This is a genomic window from Tepidicella baoligensis (genome assembly GCF_013432195.1).
Classification (GTDB): Bacteria; Pseudomonadota; Gammaproteobacteria; order Burkholderiales; family Burkholderiaceae_C; genus Tepidicella; species Tepidicella baoligensis.
This window is the reverse complement of sequence record NZ_JACCDB010000001.1, coordinates 56,291-69,103: the sequence shown is the minus strand read 5'-3', so window position 1 is coordinate 69,103 and position 12,813 is coordinate 56,291. Positions and strand designations below refer to the sequence as shown.

Here is a 12,813-nt window from a genome sequence, read left to right as displayed (position 1 = left end):
ATACAATGAAGCGTCGAAACCCTCCGTGAAAACCCGTATATGTCCGCTTCGATACCGGCCTATCAGCAGATCAAGGAGCACGTGCTGGCGCAGATCCACGCCGGTGTCTGGAAGGAGGGCGACGCCATTCCGGGCGAGGAAGCGCTGGCGCGGGCCTTCGGTGTCTCGCGCATGACGGTGAACCGGGCCATCCGTGAGCTCAGCGACGAGCAGATCGTCGAGCGGGTGCAGGGCTCAGGGACGTACGTGGCGCAGCAGAAGTACCAGTCCACGCTGGTGGAGATCCGCAACATCGCCGACGAGATCGCCGCACGCGGGCACCGACACCGCAGCGAATTGCACCGGCTGGAGCGGGTTCGGGCGAACCATGCCCTGGCACGCCGGTTCGGCCTGTCGCCGGGTGCGCCGCTGTTCCATTCCGTGGTGGTCCACTTCGAAAACGGGCAGCCCATCCAGGTGGAAGACCGCTACGTCAATCCCGAGGTGGCGCCCGACTACCTGGCGCAGGACTTTGCCACCCAAACGCCCAACGCTTATCTGATGCGGGTGGCGCCGCTGCAAGGGGTGAGCTTCGAGATCGAGGCCTGCATTCCGGCGCGGGAGATGGCCGAGTTGCTCGGCATGAACCCGGAACACCCCTGTCTGGTGCTGCACCGCCAGACGCATTCCAGGGGCCAGGTGGCGTCTTTCGCGTCGATGTGGCACCCGGCGTCGCGCTACCGCTTCACCGGGCGTTTCTAGCGAGTGTGACTCAGCGAACCAGGAGACGGCGGCCGTCGGCGCTGGCCGCTGTGATTTCTCCGATCTCGGCCGCTGCTGCAAAGCCGTGTCGTTGGAACACCGCCAGCACCGCATCCACCGCCTCGGGGGCACAGGCCACGAGCAAGCCGCCGCTGGTCTGCGGGTCGGTCAGCAGCGCCTGATCGATGGCATCCCGGCCATGTCCCAAGCCCGCTTCGTGGCCATAGGCCGCCCAATTGCGACCCGAGGCTCCCGTTACCATGCCACGGCTGGCCAGCTCGCGCACCCCATCGATCAGGGGGATGCGGTCCATCTCGAGCTGGATGCAGGCGTTGGCCCCACGCGCCATTTCCAGCGCATGGCCCGCCAGGCCAAAGCCGGTCACATCGGTCAGGGCATGCACACCGTCCAGCGCAGCCAGTTCCGGGCCCGGGGTGTTGAGTTTCGTGGTGTGGGCGATCATTTGCGTGTAGCCCTCGGGGCTCAGCGCGTCTTTTTTGAGCGCGGCCGACAGCACCCCCACCCCCAGCGGCTTGCCCAGCACCAGGCGATCGCCCACGCGGGCGTCGGCATTGCGCTTGACCCGCTTGGGGTGCACCAGCCCAAGGGCCACCAGCCCGTAGATGGGCTCCACCGAGTCGATGGTGTGGCCGCCCGCGATCGGGATGCCCGCCTCGCGGCAGATGGCCTGGCCGCCTTCCAGAATCTGGCGGATGGTTTCGACCGGCAGCACGCTCACCGGCATGCCCACCAGCGCCAGCGCCATGATCGGCGTGCCCCCCATGGCGTAGACGTCGCTAATGGCGTTGGTGGCGGCGATGCGGCCGAAATCGAAGGGGTCATCCACGATGGGCATGAAAAAGTCGGTCGTCGCGATCAGCGCCTGCTCGTCGTTGAGCTGGTAGACGGCGGCGTCATCCGCCGTCTCGATGCCCACCAGCAACTGGGGCGGAATGGGCATCGCGGATGTGCCCTTGAGGATTTCGCTCAGCACACCCGGGGCGATCTTGCAGCCACAGCCGCCCCCGTGGGACAGGCTGGTCAGGCGGGGCGCGGCGACCTGGGCAGCGGAAGTGGGTGCATTCATGGTTTTGGGGCGTTCACAGGTGCGTTCAAGAGGGCAGTGAATTTCACACCGCCACGGGTTTCCAACACAGGGCTTCAGCCAGCACGGACTGCAGGGCCCGGGCTTCTGCCGCAGGGGCAAACAGGGGCGCTCTCGAACGACATTGTGCAAGCAAATGGCGCAGCAGGGATGGCTGTGGGGGGATGTGCTCGCCGAGGCTGTCGCGGCACTGGCGCAGCAGGGTGCAGGCCGCGGTCACGTCGCCCCAGGGGAAAAAGCCGGCGTAATCGCACCCCAGCATGCCCACATTGCCCGGCACGTTCGAGGCCAGCACGGCCGTGCCGCTGGTCACGGCCTCCATGATCACATGCGCCCCGCCTTCCATGCGGCTCGGGTGCAGCAGCACATGGGCACGCTGGATGCGCTCGCGCGCCTGGGTATGGGGCACACCGCCGAGCCAGCGGTAATGCGGGCAGGCCCGGGCCGTGGCCTGGGCCTCCTCGCCCAGCGCGGGGTCCAGGGCATGGCCCAGGTGATCGATCCGGATGCCGTCCTGCGGCCGCAGGCGGCGGGCGATGTCGAACACCGTTTGCGGCGACTTTTCTTCACGCAGGTGGCCGACCACCACCACCCGCAGATGCCTGGAGGTCTTGGGCAGCGCCTGGCGCGTGGTGCTGGACTGGAACACCACGCGGCAACGGTCGCGCAGCCCTGGCGGCAGCTGGTCGGCCCCGGCTTCCTGCAGCACGACCAGGCGGTCGGCCACGGCCAGCGAGTGCTGCGCCTGGGGGTCGTGCGCGATGTCGCGGTACAGGTCGGTGCCGGTGAGCGTCAGCACCAGCGGTCGATCGGGGTGCTTTTGCGCCCATGCCGCCACCGATGCCGCCGAGCGCCGCGCGTGCAACGCCAGCATCAGGCCGTCTTGCGAGGCCAAGCGCTCGTTGTCCGGCCACTCACGCACCAGACGTACCCGGTACACTGAACCGAGCATGCGCGCCCATCGGCGTGCCGTCTGCCAGTTGCCGTTGTTCGCGTCGGCCAACGCTGGCGTGACGATGCACACGGAGGGTGGGGGCGCTTGGAAAGCCATGACGGACATTCTGACCGAACCTGATGACCACCCTGCGGTGGCTGCGCGCGTATGCCGATGCGCTGGCGGGGTCACTGCAGGTGATGGATGTTCCCAAATTGAGTGTCCCCGAATTGAGCCTGCCCTTGTGGGGCATGTGGTCGAGGTCAAGTACTGCGATCCCCAAGCCAAGGGGCCAAGTCTTGCCCCGTCGCCGCAGGGCCCATGCGTTTTGCGTTTTAATCGCACCCGGAATTCCCTTCATCAGTTCCACCGTTTCCTTTTTCGGAGTATTCATGCTTTCTTTCATCAAGCATTCCGCAAGCCGCCGCACCCTGATCGGGGCCGGTCTGGCGCTGGCCCTGGGCGTCAGCGGGTGGGCGCAGGCGCAGACCGTTCTTCGTGTCACCACCATCCCTGAAGAGGCCGCCACCGAGCAGGTGCGCAAGTTCACGCCGCTGGCCTCGTATCTGGAGCGCCAGCTCGGCATGAAGGTGGAGTTCAACCCCGTCAACGACTACCCCGCCGCAGTCGAGGCGCTGGTCAACAAGCGGGTCGATCTCGTCTGGTTCGGGGGGTTTACCCATGTGCAGGCCAATCGCCGTTCGGGCGGCAAGATCGTGCCGTTGGCGCAGCGCGAGGAGGACACGCGTTTCCAGTCGGTGTTCATTGCCAAGACCGATTCGGGCATCAAGACCCTGGCCGACCTGAAGGGTAAGCAGGTCTCATTCGGCTCGGCCAGCAGCACCTCGGGCCATCTGATGCCGCGCAGCTTTCTGTTGCAAGCCGGTATCGAGCCCGAACGCGACTTCCGGCGCGTGGCCTTCAGCGGCGCCCACGACGCCACCATCGCCTCGGTGGTCAGCGGCCGGGTCGATGCGGCCGCGCTCGACATCACGGTCTGGCGCAAGTTCGTCCAGGAAAACAAGGTGGACACGCGTGAAGTCGATGTGTTCTACACCACGCCCCCGTTCTTCAATTACAACTGGTCGGTGCATGCCGACATGCCGGTCGAACTGCAGCAACGCATCCGCAATGCCCTGCTGGCGCTCGATCCGGCGAACCCCGAGCATGCGGAAATCCTGCGCCTGAACCGCGCCACGCGCTACGTACCGACCCAGCCCGAAAACTACAAGGGGCTGGAAGCCGCTGCCCGCAGCGCTGGTCTGCTCTGATCCCAAAGGTCTGCGCGTTTGAACATCGAACTGCAAGACCTGACGGCGGTTCACCCCGCCGCTCGCGTGGGCACCGCCCCGGCCTTGCGCCGGGTTGGTCTGCGGGTGGCATCGGGCGAGCAGGTGGCCGTGATCGGCCCCTCCGGGGCCGGCAAGACCACCCTGCTGCAGGTGCTGGCTTGTGGCTTGCCGCCCCGGCAGGGGCTTTTTCGGCTGGACGGGCAGGAACCCTGGCGCCTGCCGCGTCGCGCTCTGCAGCGCCTGCGCGGTACCTTGTTCCTGGCCCCGCAGGTGCCGCCGCTGCCGCCGCGCCAGCGGGTGGTGACGTCGGTGCTCGCCGCGCGGCTGCCGGCGATGAGCCTGTGGGCCAGCATCCGCTCGCTGTTCTATCCGAGCGATATCCCGGCCGCATTCGAGGCCCTGGACCGTTTCGACCTGGGCGACAAGCTGTTCGAACGGGTCGATCGGTTGTCGGGGGGCGAGCGTCAGCGCGTCGGGTTGGCGCGGGCGCTGCTCGCACCGGCCCGCTTCTGGCTCGTGGATGAGCCCTTGTCGGCCCTGGATCCGGCCCGTGCCCGCCAGGCGATGCAGACCCTCACCGATGAAGCCCGGACCCGAGGGGTCACGCTGGTGGCTACGTTGCACCAGGTGGACATGGCGCTCGCCCACTTTCCGCGCGTCGTCGGCATGCGTGAAGGGGCCGTGGTTTTCGACTTGCCGTCGTCGCAGGTCACGCGCGAGCGTCTGGCACGCCTGTACGAACAGTACGAGCACGAACTGCGCGGCGACGTACCCCCGCCTGTGGCCGCACCGACGGTGCCCGCCCCCGTGACCATGCATTGCCGATGAGCCTGTCCTCGCGTTCCGTTGCTGCCCTGCGTCGACCTCCCTCGCGGGATCCGGCGTGGCTGGGTCGGCTGTTCTGGATGGGCGCTGCCGCCGTGCTGATGTGGCCGTTGCTGGTGGCCACCGAATTCCGGCCCTGGGTGTTTCTGGAGCCCGACAACCTGCGTGTGACGGCCCGTTTCATCGGCAGTTTCTGGCCGCTGGCCCACGACGCCGAATTCATGGCCATGGTGGTGCGTGAAACCTGGCGCACCGTGGCCATGGCCACCGCCGGGGTCACCCTGGCGTTGTTGGTGGCCATCCCGCTGACCCTGCTCAACACCCGCGTGCTGTCCATTTCTGCCCTGTCGGGCCGCATGGCGCGTGGGCCATTCTGGTTGCGGCAGGCGGTGCGCTGGCTGCTGATCGTGCTGCGCAGCATCCCCGAGCTGGTGTGGGCGCTGGTGTTCGTTCGCGTGGTGGGGCTGGGCCCCACCGCCGGTGTGCTGGCCATCGCGCTCACCTACGGGGGCATGCTGGGCAAGGTGTACGGCGAGATTTTGGAAAGCGGCGAAACCCATGCCACCGAAACGCTGCTGCGCAATGGCAGTGGCCGCCTGCAGGCTTTCTGCTATGGCCTGTTGCCCACCAACGCCGCCGAACTCACCAGCTACACCGTCTACCGCTGGGAATGCGCCATCCGCTCATCGGTGGTGCTCGGGTTTGTGGGCGCGGGTGGGCTGGGCCAGCAACTCGACAATTCCATGAAAATGTTCAACGGCGGCGAGGTGGCGACCCTGCTGATCGTCTTCATTCTGCTGGTGGCACTGGCCGACCGGGTGAGTGGTTGGTTGAGAAAGGCCCTGAGCTGAACCATGACCCTGCCGCCGAATCCTCTACCCACCCGGCCCCAGGCCGCCAATCCACCTTACCGCCTGCCGCCGCCTCTGTTGGACGCGCGTTGCAAGGCTTGCTGGTTCACCCTGGGTGTGCTGGTGCTGGTGGTGGCCAGTTTCTGGTCACTCGACCTGCAGTGGGCCGAATTCCTGTCCCTGGATGCGTTGCGCAGCATGGGCCGTTTCGTGGGCGAGTTTTTCCCGCCCGATCTGTCGGCGCCTTTCGTGCAGAAAGTGGCGGTGGGCGCGTGGGAAACGCTGGCCATGTCCTTGCTGGGCACGGTGCTCGCTGCCGTCGGCGGGCTGGCGCTGGCCTTGCCGGGCAGCCGCCTGCACGCGGGCGATGCCGCCTGGGCGCGGGGCCTCACCCGCTGGCTGCTCAATGCGCTGCGCTCCATACCCGAACTGGTGTGGGCGGCCCTGCTGCTCATCTCAGCCGGTCTGGGGCCTTTTGCCGGTACGCTGGCGCTGGCCTTGCACACCACCGGTGTGCTGGGGCGGCTCTTTGCCGAAGCGATCGAGAACGCCCCTTCCGGCCCCGGTGACGCCCTGCGGATCCAGGGCGTGGGCAACGGGCGGGTGTTTCTCTATGCCACACTGCCCCAGGTCTTGCCTCAACTCCTGAGCTACACCTTGTACCGTTGGGAGAACAACATCCGCGCCGCCGCCATTCTCGGGGTGGTGGGCGCCGGAGGGCTGGGTCAACTGTTGGCTTTCCACATGGGGCTGTTCCAGATCGATAAAACCGCCACCGTGCTGGCCGCCATGCTGCTGATGGTGGCGTTGGTCGATGCCACCAGCCACACGACCCGGCGCTGGCTGACGCGCTGAGCCGCCGTATCCAGTCTAGGACGGGGTGCGCCGCGCCAGGGCCTGGGCATGGCGGTCCATGCAGGCTCCAATGCCCCGCAGGAAGTACACCTGTTTTTCCGAGGCTCCGACCTGCTCGAGGCAAGCCCCGGCTTGCCAGGCGTCCCGGGCTTGCCCGATGCGGGTTTGCCATTCGGTGGCTTCGGCGAGCCAGCGCGCGGTTTCACGCTGGTGTTTGCGTGCCATGGCGCTGGCCAGGGCTTCGCTGCCGTAGCGCAATCGCTTGGCCAGCAAGCGGGCCTCATGCAGGCTCGCCAGGTCGATGGCGCCACCGGATTGGTCTGTCAGCAGCCGGTGCAGCTTGCGGTGCCAGCGCGCCAGCCGTTGCCGGGCTGCGCGCCGCGTGAAGTCGGCGCTGGTGGGTGTCATGTGCCACAAGGTCTCGGCCAGCTGTAGCAGCACCAGACCGGTAGCCGGTGTGGTCAGCCACCGTCGCACGGTGCAGCGCTGCTGGCAGCGGGCCTGTTCCAGCCGCGCAGCCCCATCTGCCCAGACCGCTGCATCCCCAGGCCATGCGTCGGCCCAGCCCGGCAGGGTTTCGGTGCTGGCCACATCCAGGTTGCGCTGCTGGCCCAGAGCCTGGAGCAGGGGTTGTAACGGGGTGTGGTCGATCGGTGCGCCCAGCCAAGGGCGCAGCAGTTTTTCCATGCTGCGCCAGCGCCGCCAGCCGACGCGGGCCTGGTGCACGAGTTCGGGGACGTCGTCGTACATCAGTGCTTCCAGGTTGCGGGTGAATTGCTCCAGCATGTCGGCCATGGCACGCTGGGCCAGACCTCCAATGGGTTCACCGGGGATGGCCATCAAGCGCCTCGCCTTGGTCACGGCATGGAGGCTGCCATCGGCCAGTGCTTGCCCCTGCTCGGCCTTGCTGCGGCTTGAAGGCAGGCAGGGAACGCGGGCAGCCAATTCCCGGGCCAGGGCAAACAATGCCGCTGGTTCGCCCTGAATCAATTCCAGCTCCAACTCCAGGAAGTCCTCGCAGCGGCCAGCTGCCTCGATGGTGCCGGCGTCCAGGGCCACTTCCACCACCGTGGCGTCGCGCCGCCGCACGCGCCAGGTGGTGCGTTCACAGCGTGTCTCGAAACAGGGTTGGAGTTGGGTGAACCAGGCATCGTCAGGGTCGAGTGCATCCCAGGCGGTGCCGTGCAGGGCGGCGCGTTGCAGTTGCCCCTCCGGCACGTCCGCCTCCCACTCTCCTCGTTGGCTCAGACCACCCTGGGTGTGACCGGCGGTTTTCAGGGTCTGCTTCCAGGAGCGGCTGGTGGCATCGGTCGATGACGGGCTGTCCAGCGTCTGGCGCAGCCGCAACGCGCAGCGATGCTGGCGCAGTTGCTGGTCGGGGGTGTCGTAATAGCGGTTGACCAGCCAGCGGCGCTGAGGCTGGCGGCGGGCCAGGCTCGGACTGCGCGCCAGCCGATGCAGCGCCTCCTCGGTTTCCAGGCCCAGCACCCGCAACTTGAGTTCGATTTCCTGCGGGGCGACCAGTGGGGTGGGGGGTATGCTTTTCGGAGCCATGCCGTGTTTGTACCCGGTTTGGCTTGGGTTTTCCAGCCTCATCGGTAGCGACGGGGCAGGGCGGTTTGCGGCACAATCCGCTCCAACACATCCCACCTTGTCCGCCATGACCCATACCCCACGCGACACGTCCCACATCCAGCCTCGTGACCGCGCCGAGATCCTTGCCCAGGCGTTGCCCTACATTCGCAAGTTCCATGGCAAGACGATGGTCATCAAGTACGGCGGCAATGCCATGACCGACCCCGAGCTGCAGGCCGCCTTTGCCGAGGATGTGGTGCTGCTCAAGCTGGTGGGCATCAACCCGGTGGTGGTGCATGGGGGCGGCCCGCAGATCGAAGGCTTGCTCAAACGCCTGGGCAAGCAAGGCCAGTTCATTCAGGGCATGCGCGTCACCGATGCCGAAACCATGGAGGTGGTCGAGTGGGTGCTGGCCGGCGAGGTGCAGCAGGACATCGTCGGCCTCATCAACCGCGCCGGGGGCAAGGCCGTGGGTCTGACCGGCCGCGACGGTGCCATGATCCATGCGCGCAAGCTGCGCATGGTGGACACCGCCGATCCGAGCAAGGAGCACGACGTGGGTCAGGTGGGTGACATCGTCGGCATCGACCCCAGCGTGGTCAAGGCTTTGCAGGAAGACCAGTTCATTCCCGTGGTCAGCCCGATCGGCTTTGGGGAACAGAACGAAAGCTACAACATCAACGCCGACGTGGTCGCCGCCAAGCTCGCCACCGTGTTGCAGGCGGAAAAGCTGCTCATGCTCACCAACATCCCCGGCGTGCTGGACAAGCAGGGGGCTCTGTTGCCCACCCTCACCATGCGGCAGATCGACGAACTCATGGCCGACGGCACCATCAGCGGCGGCATGATCCCCAAGTTGGCCGGCGCCATCGACGCCGCCCGCAGCGGGGTGAACGCGGTGCACATCATCGACGGGCGCGTTCCCCACGCCATGTTGCTCGAAATCCTGAGCGACCAGGCCTTTGGCACCATGATTCGCTCGCACTGAGTGCGTCATGGGCATGTCGCGGCCCCAGCCCGGTGAGCGCCGCCTGCAAATCCTGCAGGCTTTGGCCGACATGTTGCAGACCCCGGGTGGGGAGCGGGTCACCACCGCGGCACTGGCCGCCCGGTTGGGAGTCAGCGAGGCGGCCTTGTACCGCCATTTCGCCAGCAAGGCGCAGATGTTCGATGCCCTGATCGAGTTCATCGAGACCAGTGTCTTCGGCCTGATCCAGCAGGTCACCGACCGAGAACCCCTGCCCGGGGCCCAGGTCCGGCTGATCGTGACGCTGGTGTTTCAGTTCGCTGAAAAAAACCCGGGCATGGCCCGCGTCATGGCTGGCGATGCGCTGGTGCTGGAGCACCAGCGTCTCATGGACCGCATGCAGCGGCTGTGGGACAAGTTCGAATCCGCCCTCAAGCAGCGCCTGCGCGAGGGCGCGCATCCGCAGCCGGCGGCCCTCGCTGCCGTGCTTTCGGCTTTTGTGCAGGCGCGGCTGCAGCGCTATGCACGCAGCGGCTTTCAGCGGCCGCCTTCGGAATCCTGGCCAGAGGTCTGGCCCTTGATGGCCAAAGACCTAGGGTAAACCCCAGGCGCAACCTCATCCGCTTGGGTTGACGTCTCACACGAGACCTCTAAAATAGCACGATCGTTCGTTTTATTTTTTGTGCCATGTCTGTTGCCATTCCGCGTCGCTCTCCCGCCGTTGCAACTGGCCCTGGCCGGGGTGCGCACAAAGGCCAGCAGACCAAGGCGGCCATCGTCGATGCCGCGCTGGCCCTTGCTGCCCAAGTGGGTCTGGAGGGGTTGAGCATTGGGGCCATTGCCGAAGTCATGCAGATGAGCAAGTCCGGTGTGTTCGCCCATTTCGGCTCGCGCGAGGAACTGCAGATTTCGGTGGTGCGTGAATACCATGAACGGTTCGAGCGTGAGGTTTTCTTCCCCGCCCTCCAGGAGCCTCGCGGTCTGCCGCGGCTGCGCAAGTTGTTCGACAACTGGATGCGGCAGACCTCGGCTGAAATCGACTCCGGTTGCATCTACATCAGTGGCGCGGTGGAATTCGACGATCGCCCAGGCCCCGTGCGTGATGCGCTGGTGGATACCGTCAACACCTGGCAGGCGGCCATTCATCGAGCGGTTCGGATCGCCATCGAAGAAAAGCACCTCAAGGCCGATGCCGACGCCGCCCAGATCGCCTTCGAAATCCATGGGCTGATCTTGGCCCTGCATTACGAAGCCCGTTTCCTGCGCAGCCCTTTGGGGCTGCAGCATGCGCGCCAGGGGTTTGACAACATCCTGGCGCGCAACCTTCCCTGAAACCCTTTTCATCATCCTCTTCACAGGAGACTTTCATGCCCACCTACACCCCCCCGTTGCGCGACATGCATTTCGTGTTGCACGAAGTGTTCAACGTCGTTGATGAACTCAAGGTCTGCCCGCGCCACGCCGATGTGGATGCCGAGACCATCAACGCCGTGCTGGAAGAAGGGGGCAAATTCGCCGCCGAAGTGGCTTTCCCGCTGAATATCAGTGGAGATCAGGAAGGTTGCACGCTGGACAAGACCACCCACGAGGTGAAGGCGCCCACAGGTTTCAAAGAAGCCTACCAGCAGTACGTGCAAGGCGGCTGGCCAGCCTTGAGCTGCGATCCCGAATATGGTGGTCAAGGTTTGCCCTTCGTGGTGAACGGGTGTTTTTACGAGATGCTCAACAGCGCCAACCAGGCCTGGACCATGTATCCCGGCCTCAGCCACGGGGCTTACGAATGCCTGCACGCGCACGGCTCGCCCGAGCAAAAAGCCACTTATCTGCCCAAGCTCACCAGCGGCGAGTGGACCGGTACCATGTGCCTGACCGAGCCCCACTGCGGCACCGATTTGGGCCTGCTGCGCACCAAGGCCGAGCCGCAACCCGATGGCACTTACAAGCTGACGGGGCAAAAAATCTTCATCAGTGCCGGTGAGCACGATCTGGCCGAAAACATCATCCACCTGGTGTTGGCCCGCCTGCCCGATGCACCCCAGGGCAGCAAGGGCATCAGCTTGTTCCTGGTCCCCAAGTTCCATGTCAATGCCGACGGTTCATTGGGCGAGCGCAACGCCATTTACTGCGGTGGTCTGGAGCACAAAATGGGCATCCATGGCAACGCCACGGCGCAAATGATTCTGGATGGTGCCGTGGGTACGATGGTGGGCCAGCCCAACAAGGGCTTGCAAGCCATGTTCGTGATGATGAACGCCGCCCGCCTGGGCGTGGGCAACCAGTCGGTGGGCCTGACCGAAGTGGCTTTTCAGAACGCCCTGGCCTACGCCAAGGACCGCATCCAGATGCGATCCCTCTCGGGCCCCAAAGCCAAGGACAAACCCGCCGACCCCATCATCGTGCACCCCGACGTGCGCAAGATGCTGCTCACCGCCAAGGCCTATGCCGAAGGTGGCCGTGCGCTGCTGACCTTCTGCGGCCTGTTGCTCGACAAGGAGCTGCACCATCCCGATGCGCAGGTGCGCCAAGACAGTGCAGAGCTGCTCGCGCTGCTCACCCCCATTGCCAAGGCTTTCCTCACCGACAACGGCTTCGAGGCCACGGTGCTGTGTCAGCAGGTCTTCGGTGGCCACGGCTACATCAAGGAATGGGGCATGGAGCAGTACGTCCGCGATGCCCGCATCAACATGATCTATGAGGGCACCAACACCATCCAGAGCCTGGACCTGCTCGGCCGCAAGGTGCTGGCCAACAACGGCGCCACGCTCAAGAAATTCGGCAAGCTGGTCGCCGCACTGGTCGAGGAAGAGGGCGTCAACGAGAAGATGGCCGAGTTCATCAACCCGCTGGCCTACCTGGGCGAGCAGATGACCAAGTTCACCACCGAGATTGGCTTCAAAGGTTTCCAAAACCCCGACGAGGTGGGTGCCGCCGCCGTGGATTACCTGCGGGTGGCCGGGCATCTGGTGTTCGGTTACTTCTTCGCGCGTATGGTCTCGGTGGCACTCAAGCAGATCGCCGCCGGCAGCACCGATCCGTTTTACACCGCCAAGCTGCAGACCGCGCGCTTCTACTTCGCCAAGCTCTTTCCCGAGACGGCGACGCTGATGCGCACCGCCCGCGCTGGCTGCCGCGTGTTGATGGACACCGATGCCGCACTGGCCTGATGCCCCACGCCAGGAGCGACACATGAACCCATTGCACACAAGAACGGCCCTGACCCTGCTGGCCGGCTGGGCGCTTTCTGCCGCGGCCTGGGCGCAGCTCACCCCGGTCGGTACCTGGCACACCATCGACGACAAGACCCAAGAGGTCAAGTCCGAAATCGTGATCGAAGAGCGGCAAGGCCAGCTCACCGGGCGCATCACCAAGCTGCTGCGCGCCGGCGCCGACCAGAACGCCCGCTGCACCGCATGCACCGATGACCGCAAAGACCAGCCCATGATCGGCTTGGAAATCATTCGCGGGGCCAAGCAGGTCGAAGGCAAGGCGGTGTGGGAGGGTGGCCGCATCCTCGACCCGGAAAACGGCAAAACCTACAGCCTGCGCCTCACGCCCGTGGATGGAGGCCAGAAGCTGGACGTGCGTGGCTCGATCGGCCCCTTCGGCCGAACCCAGACCTGGGTGCGCGTGCAGTAAGCCGCACGGGCATCGACAACCCAAGGAACCGC

13 protein-coding genes are annotated in these 12,813 nt (G+C 65.7%); 10 read left to right on the top strand and 3 right to left on the bottom strand.

Annotated features, from left to right (window positions below):
- The first annotated feature begins 39 nt into the window (after positions 1–39).
- Positions 40–741 carry a histidine utilization transcriptional repressor HutC gene (hutC, locus tag HZS63_RS00340; protein WP_180682038.1) on the top strand — a complete coding sequence of 234 codons (702 nt, stop codon included), beginning with the start codon at positions 40–42 and terminating at the stop codon, positions 739–741.
- A 10-nt stretch (positions 742–751) separates the two neighbouring features.
- On the opposite strand, the gene selD is transcribed toward hutC, so the two are convergent.
- Positions 752–1,828, bottom strand: a complete 1,077-nt coding sequence (gene selD / locus HZS63_RS00335) for a selenide, water dikinase SelD (RefSeq protein ID WP_180682037.1) — start codon at positions 1,826–1,828, stop codon at positions 752–754.
- A 43-nt stretch (positions 1,829–1,871) separates the two neighbouring features.
- On the bottom strand, positions 1,872–2,897 hold the full coding sequence (senB, locus tag HZS63_RS00330; RefSeq protein ID WP_180682036.1) for a selenoneine biosynthesis selenosugar synthase SenB: 1,026 nt from the start codon (positions 2,895–2,897) through the stop codon (positions 1,872–1,874).
- A gap of 275 nt (positions 2,898–3,172) precedes the next feature.
- Between senB and HZS63_RS00325 the strand changes: the two genes are divergently transcribed.
- The 4 genes from HZS63_RS00325 to phnE are packed head-to-tail and all read left to right on the top strand — an operon-like array spanning position 3,173 to position 6,603.
- Complete coding sequence (locus HZS63_RS00325) at positions 3,173–4,051, top strand: putative selenate ABC transporter substrate-binding protein (protein WP_180682035.1); 879 nt, start codon at positions 3,173–3,175, stop codon at positions 4,049–4,051.
- Between the two features lie 18 nt (positions 4,052–4,069).
- The gene (locus HZS63_RS00320; RefSeq protein ID WP_180682034.1) at positions 4,070–4,900 is read left to right on the top strand and encodes a phosphonate ABC transporter ATP-binding protein; all 831 of its coding nucleotides are present in this window, start codon (positions 4,070–4,072) and stop codon (positions 4,898–4,900) included.
- Positions 4,897–5,748 (top strand): PhnE/PtxC family ABC transporter permease, encoded by an 852-nt coding sequence (locus HZS63_RS00315; protein WP_180682033.1) that lies wholly within the window; start codon positions 4,897–4,899, stop codon positions 5,746–5,748. The genes HZS63_RS00320 and HZS63_RS00315 overlap by 4 nt, the downstream gene beginning before the upstream one ends.
- A gap of 3 nt (positions 5,749–5,751) precedes the next feature.
- A complete protein-coding gene (gene phnE, locus HZS63_RS00310) occupies positions 5,752–6,603 on the top strand; it encodes a phosphonate ABC transporter, permease protein PhnE (protein WP_180682032.1) in 852 nt (283 codons plus the stop codon).
- Positions 6,604–6,618: 15 nt separating this feature from the next.
- Here phnE and HZS63_RS00305 read toward each other — a convergent pair whose 3' ends face one another.
- The gene (locus tag HZS63_RS00305) at positions 6,619–8,157 is read right to left on the bottom strand and encodes a CYTH and CHAD domain-containing protein (RefSeq protein ID WP_180682031.1); all 1,539 of its coding nucleotides are present in this window, start codon (positions 8,155–8,157) and stop codon (positions 6,619–6,621) included.
- A gap of 106 nt (positions 8,158–8,263) precedes the next feature.
- Here HZS63_RS00305 and argB point away from each other — a divergent pair, with 106 nt between their 5' ends.
- The 5 genes from argB (at position 8,264) to HZS63_RS00280 (ending at position 12,781) form a co-directional block, all read left to right on the top strand.
- Positions 8,264–9,166 carry an acetylglutamate kinase gene (argB, locus tag HZS63_RS00300; protein ID WP_180682030.1) on the top strand — a complete coding sequence of 301 codons (903 nt, stop codon included), beginning with the start codon at positions 8,264–8,266 and terminating at the stop codon, positions 9,164–9,166.
- A 7-nt stretch (positions 9,167–9,173) separates the two neighbouring features.
- Entirely contained in the window at positions 9,174–9,746 is a 573-nt protein-coding gene (gene slmA / locus HZS63_RS00295) for a nucleoid occlusion factor SlmA (protein ID WP_180682029.1), read from the top strand.
- An 86-nt stretch (positions 9,747–9,832) separates the two neighbouring features.
- A complete protein-coding gene (locus HZS63_RS00290; RefSeq protein ID WP_180682028.1) occupies positions 9,833–10,477 on the top strand; it encodes a TetR/AcrR family transcriptional regulator in 645 nt (214 codons plus the stop codon).
- Between the two features lie 35 nt (positions 10,478–10,512).
- On the top strand, positions 10,513–12,309 hold the full coding sequence (locus HZS63_RS00285; RefSeq protein ID WP_180682027.1) for an acyl-CoA dehydrogenase C-terminal domain-containing protein: 1,797 nt from the start codon (positions 10,513–10,515) through the stop codon (positions 12,307–12,309).
- 22 nt (positions 12,310–12,331) lie between these two features.
- Positions 12,332–12,781: a DUF2147 domain-containing protein gene (locus tag HZS63_RS00280; protein WP_180682026.1), complete on the top strand. Its 450-nt coding sequence runs from the start codon at positions 12,332–12,334 to the stop codon at positions 12,779–12,781.
- Positions 12,782–12,813 lie beyond the last annotated feature (32 nt).